The sequence below is a fragment of the Clostridium sp. HV4-5-A1G genome (genome assembly GCF_900184915.1).
GTDB lineage: Bacteria > Bacillota > Clostridia > Clostridiales > Clostridiaceae > Clostridium_B > Clostridium_B aromativorans.
Genome location: NZ_FXYI02000168.1, coordinates 1 through 7974 on the forward strand (window position 1 = coordinate 1; position 7974 = coordinate 7974).

The following is a 7974-nucleotide window of genomic DNA, read 5'->3' on the forward strand; positions in this document are numbered from 1 at the left end:
AATCATTTTTAAGAAAATATAAGATTATGTTATTTTATTAAATAAAATACAAATATTTACGCATTGTCATAAATATATTGATTTTATTAATATGTTTTGATTTTTTATTTTATATATTTATTAATTTAAAAATTTTAGTCTTTTATCATGCGATAGAGCTTAATTCCAATTTGAAGTGCAAATATTCCCTCTGAACTGTGAAGTGAATATCCGGTTAAATCTTCTATCTTATTCAATCTATATCTTAAAGTTTCAGGATGTATATGTAATTTATTAGCCACCAGCTTTTTTTTCATGTTGTATTTAAAAAAGCATTCCAATGTTCTAAGTAGTTCACTTTTATTTTTACTGTCATATTCCTTAATTCCACCTAGTGTTTTACTACAGTATTCAAAAGTTTGCATATTCTCTTTTAATGGATAAAGTAATTTTATTGTATCCAAAGAGTCATAATATAGTACTATATTCTTTTTGGTATTAAACAACGATGCTATATAGCATTCATTGTACATCTTCGGTATATCTACTATATCGTCATACGATCTTGATACTGAGAAAAACACTCTCATACTATTATTATAATTATTTATGTAGTTGTTTATTTTTTTTACTACATAATCCAGAGATACAACATCCTCCAGACAAAAAAACAAAATTATCCTGCTATTTTCTTCCGTAATAAAAAAACCATGACCATTAAAAATCCTTGCAATCAAATTACATATTTCTTCATTTAATTGATTGCCTAAGATTTTTGAATCGTTTTTTAAACCACGATTTACATTTATACAAATTCCAATAAATCTACTCTTGTCACTCCATCCATAGTCATTTTTTATATTAGAATAAAATTTATCTGGTAAATTTCTACTATTTAAAATCATATTTGTTATCATCATATTTACATTAACTATATTCAAGGGCTTGTTCTTTTCCTTTGCCAGTTTCAATTCAAGCATTCTTTTCCCATTTTCAATTACATCCATATAAATACTATTTTTAGATAATCTATTAATAACATACATATACCCTAAAAGTTTATTATTATAAGACAATCTATATATATAGACATCATAACCATAGCATTTTATTTTAGCATGGTCATGCATTTTATTTGCAGCAAATTCTTTTACTTTACTTTTGACCATGTCATTGACTGTATCGAAAAGTTTTTCAACTATATTTTTGTATACTAAATTAAAAACAGAATCCAAAATTATTATACTTAAACCAGTAAGTTCCGATAATGCTTTAATCGTATCTTCAGCATTTTTATCTTCTAACATAAGTCTAAGCAATCTATCATGCATTTTTTTTGATTCATATATATGCTTGTTTTTTTTATATAAAAGTGAATTATAGAAACTGCTTAAAGCTTTAGTATATATAAAATTACAAGGTAATACTATAAGTGGAATATTGTATTCATTTGATTGATCTATCATCTTTTGCGGTATAACATCTATATATCTTTTCTCCTTAATTGCAAGTGCAGCAGCCCCTTTTTTATATGCCCTGTATACAGCATTGTCCAATTCATCTTTTTTATCTTTAAATGCATATCCAGCACTCAGTAAAAATTCATCACCTTCCAGCCATTCTATTCCATCTGGAGTCTCAATTATCGTTATATTCCTGCACTCATTGTCAAGTCCATTTTTTCCAGCTATAACTCTGCCGGATTCAAAGGCAGGTATACTTAAAACTTCTCTTACAAGTAAACTGTTTTTTAAATCTAATTTATTAGAGTTCTTTGAATTTATGTCCATTTTTTCTCACCTCTTCACAACAGATCTCCCACTTTTCATCTAATGTTTAACTTTTTTTATACTTGGATTTATCTAAGTATTATACAACACAAAGCACAAAAACACATCATTTTATAAATAATATTTCATTTCTTCAGTATAAACGCATGAAAAGTAATATTTTTTTCCAACATCAAGTGAAATACTAACCATATTATTCGTATTAATTAGTGAGATAATAAGACGGAAGGAGTTAAAGATGAAAATCAATGATAAAAACTTTTTATTAGAACTTAAGAAAAAAAATCCTGCAGCCCTGGAATACATAATTAATACTTACTGCAATTTAGTTTTTAAAATTGTACTAGATGTACTTGGAAATGATAATTATGAAAATGCAAAAGAATGTATTAATGATATATATCTTTTAATATGGAATAAAAGCCACTTATATAATTCTAAAAAATCTTCATTTAAAAATTGGCTTTTAGCTGTAAGTAAATATAAGGCTATAGATTATAAAAGAACCTTATATAAGCAGAATAACCTTCAAATAGAAGAACAAACCTTAATCTCCAAGACTGATATTGAAAGCGAGTATATATCAAAGGAAAAAAAAGAAGAATTAATAAAGCTTTTACAATATGAGCATAAATTGGACAGAGAACTATTTATACGAAAATATATTTTAGATCAAGATATGGAAAGTCTATGTAAAAATTTTAATTTATCAAAAGGTGCTGTTTACAATAGATTATGGCGCACTAAAAACTCACTCATAAAAAAATTAAATATTTCAGGTGAAATGGAGGTATCAAAATGAAATTAAATTTAAATAAAGATGATGTATTAATGCTTTTAAATGATGTTAATATAAGGGAAAATGAATTTAGCAATATAGAACTTAATAAAATTGAAAAGAAAAGAATCTGCAAAAATATTATTGACAAAGTAAATCCTAAAGAATCCAAAGTTAAAAGAAATTTTGTTGCGGCAGCTATTATCCTCTTGATAGCTAGTCCTATAATTATATCCCAGAAAGATGTCTTAGCTAACATGATAGAAAAATTCACTGTTATATCCGGCATTGGAGAAGTAAAGATCTCTTCAGATACCCCGAAAATTCTTAAAAACAGTCTTAAACAGGGTAATATAACTTTAGCTAATATGTATGTAGACAAAAACAAAATCGTAGTTACTTTAACCATTGAACCAGAAGAACTTAAACCCTCTTATTACATTATTAGAGACAAACAGGGCAATTCCTATGAACTTCACAGGAGTGATAATCTTGCCATGATGCCAGATAATCATATAGGCTCATATAGGCTAGAGTACAACGGCAAAGTAAAAAACTCCAATAATTATACTTTAAGTATTCTAGATAATGATAGGAAATTTACTAAAGCAGCTTTCAAGCTAAAAAATTCTGATTTTAAAGAAGCTCCTGAATCAAAAATCTTATATACTGCAACTAATGGAATAACTACATTAAATGTGACTTCATTAAAAAAGGAGGGAAATATTTTAAAAGTAGATTACTATTTTACAGATACCTTACCAGATTTTAAATCTAAAAGAATAGATAAAGTTAATTGTGGAACCTTTGAAGAAGGCAAGCAATGGGGATTCAAGGAACCAACTAGTACAAAATTAATAAATAATAATTCCATACAGGATTCCCTCATTATAATTTCTGATGAATATAATAACGCAGTATACGGACATAACAATACCAACTATTTAGACCAGGGAAATGAATCTTTATTTGATTTGAGCAAGCTTACCGGTAAAAAGCTAAAATTAACTGTTCCAAAGGTAGTATATCATGTTCAAAATGATTACATGGGTAAAAATAATGATTTTAAGATAGACTTGGATGTTCCCAAATCAGGAAAAAGCATTTTAAATAAAACTGGTGAATATAAGGGAATTAAGTATAAAATCGTCAGTATTGAACGCCTATCAGATAACACTGTAGAACTAATTTACAGTTATATAAATGACAGCAGTTCAAAATTGCAAACTTGGGATATGTACTTGGGAAGTGTTACCATAGGACAAAATGGAAACAATCACTGTAGATCACATAATAGTACAATTAAACATATTCTTCAAAAGGAAAAAGATATAGGCGATAATTTACAATTAAATGAAATCAACGGATCTTTTTCTTCAATTGGTCCTTTTGAAATAAATCTGCCGTCAACAATTAAATAATTTTCTATTTTATTTCTATATGACATTCATCCAGAAAATGCCTATATAAAAAAGTAACGTTAATTAAAAATAGCAGCCGTATCCAGATTTGATTTGCAAAAATCTCGATACGGCCTAACTTTGTCTATGGCACATAGACTACGTTATCCATAGCAAATATTTTGTCACAGTAGCATGCAGCTATATATTTAAATCATGTATATGTGAAAATACCGTCATATCTTGGACTTTTAATATATTCATAACTTGAAATTGATATCCAAATACAATCATAAAATAGGGTATTGCACCTTACCTTACGTAATGTGGTACAATAGTTTAAGTAGAGGTGATTTACTGTGTCTGTTCCAAAATCTGACTTAGTTAGTATAGGTCAATTTGCCAAAAAATCTGGTGTCACTTTGAGAACTTTAAGATATTATGATAAAATTGGCCTTTTAAAACCATGTTCTTATAATGAATATGGACATAGATTGTACAGTTTTGAGGATTTTAGCAAACTGCAAAAGATAATGACTCTTAAGTTTATAGGGCTTTCTCTCGAAGATATTTCCAGGATAATGAATTACGATATAAATCACAACGATTTAAAAAAATCTTTGGAAATACAAAAAGAGATAATGAAAGAAAAAATATATCACATTAAGACTGTAATAAAATCCATAGACGAGGCTGTCTGTATGCTGGACCAAAATAAAGAATTGAATTGGAATAAATTCATAAACATAATAAATGTAATAAATATAGATCAAAAATGGATAGAACAATATGAAAATGCCTCCAATTTAAATGCCAGAATTAGAATACATGAACTTTTCAGCACTAACAAACAGGGTTGGATGAACTGGTTTTTCGAACAATTAAATCTACCGGATAAAGCCACTGTATTGGAAATTGGCTGTGGCAACGGCGAATTATGGGCAAAAAATTTGTGTGAAATTCCAAAAGCATGGGATATAACTCTCACTGATTTTTCTGCGGGTATGCTGGAAGATGCAAAAAAAAATTTGAATTCAAAGAGATTTAAATTTAAATTAGTAGATGCACAGGACATCCCCTATAATAAAAACAGTTTTAACGTAGTAATCGCCAACCATATGCTTTACCACGTAACCGATATAGACAAGGCTTTTTCAGAGATTTACAGGGTTTTAAAACCAAATGGATATTTTTATGCCTCTACAGTTGGTAAAAATCATATGAAAGAAATGAGGGATATTGTCAAAAGATTTAATTCACAGGAAATAACTACAGACAGTTGGAATCTTACAGAAAAATTTCAACTTGAAAATGGTCTTGCAGAAGTTTCAAAATGGTTTAAAAATGTAACTTTAAAAAGATACAAGGACAACCTGAAGGTAACTTCCTCCGGCCCTCTTGCAGATTATATATTTTCAATGCCAGGTAATACAAAAAATATACTTGATGAAACCGAACTCCACAATCTCAAAAACTTTTTACAGTCTGAGATAGACAAAAATGGATATATTTATATAACAAAGGACACTGGTTTTTTTCAAGGTATTAAATCAAGTGAGCCTTAAATTCATGTGGAGTTCACCCACTACGTGTTAGCAATGTTAACTATCAGACTAAAAATTAAAAGTAGAAAGGACTTGATATTTATGAATAAAAAAATTCCCTTTTCTCCTCCAGATATTACACAAGCTGAAATAGACGCAGTAGTAGATGTTTTAAAATCCGGATGGATAACTACGGGACCTAAAACTGCTGAATTTGAAAAAAAGATATCTGAATACTGTGGTTCAAATCATGCTCTCGCACTGGCAAATGCCACTGCAGGCCTTGAAATTCTACTCAAGGTATTTGATATAAAAAAAGGTGATGACGTAATAACCACTCCCTATACTTATACTTCAACCGCCAGTGCAGCTATTCACTGCGGGATACTTCCCACCTTTGTAGATGTAAAAAAAGACGATTTTTTAATTGACCCTGAAAAATTGTATGACGCTATAAAACCAAATACAAAGGCCATATATTCTGTAGACTTTGCAGGAGTACCAGTGGATTATGATGCCATAAAACAGGTTTTAAAGGATAAGGGACGTGAAGATATACTCCTGGTATCCGATTCTGCTCATGCTTTTGGTGCATCCTACAAAGGGAAAAAAGTTGGAGACCAGGTAGATGCCCATGTTTTTTCCTTTCATGCAGTAAAAAACCTTACCACTGCCGAAGGTGGAGCAGTAACTTTTAATGACAATCATCTGTTTGGCAAAAAAGATCTTCTCAGGGAACTTAAACTGATGTCTTTAAACGGTCAATCCAAGGACGCTCTTTCAAAGACCAAAGCAGGAGCATGGCAATATGATGTGTTGTTTGTCGGATCAAAATGCAATATGGCTGATATAAACGCTTCAATAGGTCTCGTTCAGCTTTCCAGATACGAAAATATTTTAAAAAAGCGTAAAAACATATTCGATATTTATACCAATGCATTGAAAGATAAAGATTGGGCAATCATTCCTTTTGAAAAAAATGATGATAAGGTTACATCCTATCATCTATATCCACTTAGACTGAGAGATTTTACTGAAGAAAATAGAAATAGTGTAATACAGATTCTTGCAGAAAAAGGCATTGCTACAAATGTACATTTTACACCTCTGCCAATGTTCACAGCTTATAGAAATCTTGGATATTCTATAGACAATTATCCAAATACCTATTCACAATATGCAAATGAAATAACTCTTCCCCTCTATTCAACACTTTTACCAGAAGATGCTGAATATGTAGCACAGGAACTCATTAAAGTAGTAGAGAAAGTGAGGTAAATATATATGGAAGTTAAATTTTTTACACCTACAAGAGAATATACTGAAAAAAAGGATGAATTCAACAGAGCAATACATTCTGTATTAAACAGCGGAAATTTCATAATGGGCAGAGAAGTTACTGATTTTGAAGATGCCATAAAAAAATACACCGGTGCTAAATATGCAGTTTCCGTAGCTTCAGGAACGGATGCATTGGTTATATCTTCAGACATACTGGGATTCAAAAATGGAAAGGAAGTAATAACTTCTCCCTTTACTTTTCTTGCTTCTACTTCCTGTATAGCTAAAGGCGGTGCAAAACCTGTCTTTGTAGATATAGATGAAGACACATTTAATATAGATGCCAATAAAATTGAAGAAAAAATAAGCCCCAACACTGTGGGTATACTTCCCATACATCTATTTTCTCAGATGTCGGATATGGATAAGGTAACCGATCTGGCTTCTAAGAACAATTTAGTCGTACTTGAAGATGCTGCAGAAGCCTTTGGTATGAAATGGAAGGGCAAGAACAATGATGTATATAGACATTCGGGTACCATAGGTGACATGGGTATATTTTCTTTTTTCCCAACTAAAACTTTAGGTGGATACGGTGATGGAGGAATGATAGTTACAAATGACGCCAAACTGGCTGAAATGGCAAAGATGTTCCGGGTTCATGGAGCTTCCAAGAAATATCACTATGACTATTTGGGTTATAATTCAAGACTTGATACAATACAGGCCGCTGTACTGTCAGTTAAATTAAAATATGTAGATGAAGCTATTGAAAAAAGGGAAAAAGTCTCAACTTGGTATAAAGAGAGACTTGATAACTGTGACTATATAAAAATACCTAGTGTAAAAGGAGAACAAAGACCCGTATATTATGTATTTAACATATTGGCACAAAGTCGTGATAAACTGGCTGCATATTTAAAACAAAATAATATAGGCACGAGCATATATTATCCAATCCCACTTCACCTTCAAAAATGCTTTAATTATTTAAAATATAAAGAAGGTGATTTTCCGGTAGCTGAAAAAGTATCAAAGGAAATACTGGCACTTCCAATATATCCTGAGATAACAGAAAATGAAGTGGACTTTGTATGCTCTACCATAAAGAGATTTTATAAAAAATAGGCCATTATTTACTGGGACTTCCCATTTCTGATTTCTCTGAAATGGGAAGTCCAAAATATATAAATAATTTATAT

Annotated in this window: 6 protein-coding genes; 5 read left to right on the plus strand and 1 reads right to left on the minus strand. The window is 30.2% G+C overall.

The window, feature by feature from the left end; translation table 11 throughout:
- Positions 1-134: 134 nt before the first annotated feature.
- Positions 135-1769, minus strand: coding sequence for a PucR family transcriptional regulator (locus J5G60_RS14810; protein WP_150358555.1), 1635 nt, complete (start codon positions 1767-1769; stop codon positions 135-137).
- Between the two features lie 238 nt (positions 1770-2007).
- Between J5G60_RS14810 and J5G60_RS14815 the strand changes: the two genes are divergently transcribed.
- The 5 genes from J5G60_RS14815 (at position 2008) to J5G60_RS14835 (ending at position 7900) form a co-directional block, all read left to right on the plus strand.
- Entirely contained in the window at positions 2008-2571 is a 564-nt protein-coding gene (locus tag J5G60_RS14815) for a sigma-70 family RNA polymerase sigma factor (RefSeq protein WP_150358554.1), read from the plus strand.
- Positions 2568-3968: a hypothetical protein gene (locus J5G60_RS14820; protein ID WP_150358553.1), complete on the plus strand. Its 1401-nt coding sequence runs from the start codon at positions 2568-2570 to the stop codon at positions 3966-3968. Before J5G60_RS14815 ends, J5G60_RS14820 begins: the two co-directional genes overlap by 4 nt.
- A gap of 338 nt (positions 3969-4306) precedes the next feature.
- Positions 4307-5512, plus strand: coding sequence for a MerR family transcriptional regulator (locus tag J5G60_RS19235; RefSeq protein ID WP_150358552.1), 1206 nt, complete (start codon positions 4307-4309; stop codon positions 5510-5512).
- A gap of 81 nt (positions 5513-5593) precedes the next feature.
- Complete coding sequence (locus J5G60_RS14830; RefSeq protein ID WP_150358551.1) at positions 5594-6769, plus strand: DegT/DnrJ/EryC1/StrS family aminotransferase; 1176 nt, start codon at positions 5594-5596, stop codon at positions 6767-6769.
- A gap of 6 nt (positions 6770-6775) precedes the next feature.
- On the plus strand, positions 6776-7900 hold the full coding sequence (locus tag J5G60_RS14835; RefSeq protein ID WP_150358550.1) for a DegT/DnrJ/EryC1/StrS family aminotransferase: 1125 nt from the start codon (positions 6776-6778) through the stop codon (positions 7898-7900).
- The last annotated feature ends 74 nt before the right edge of the window (positions 7901-7974 follow it).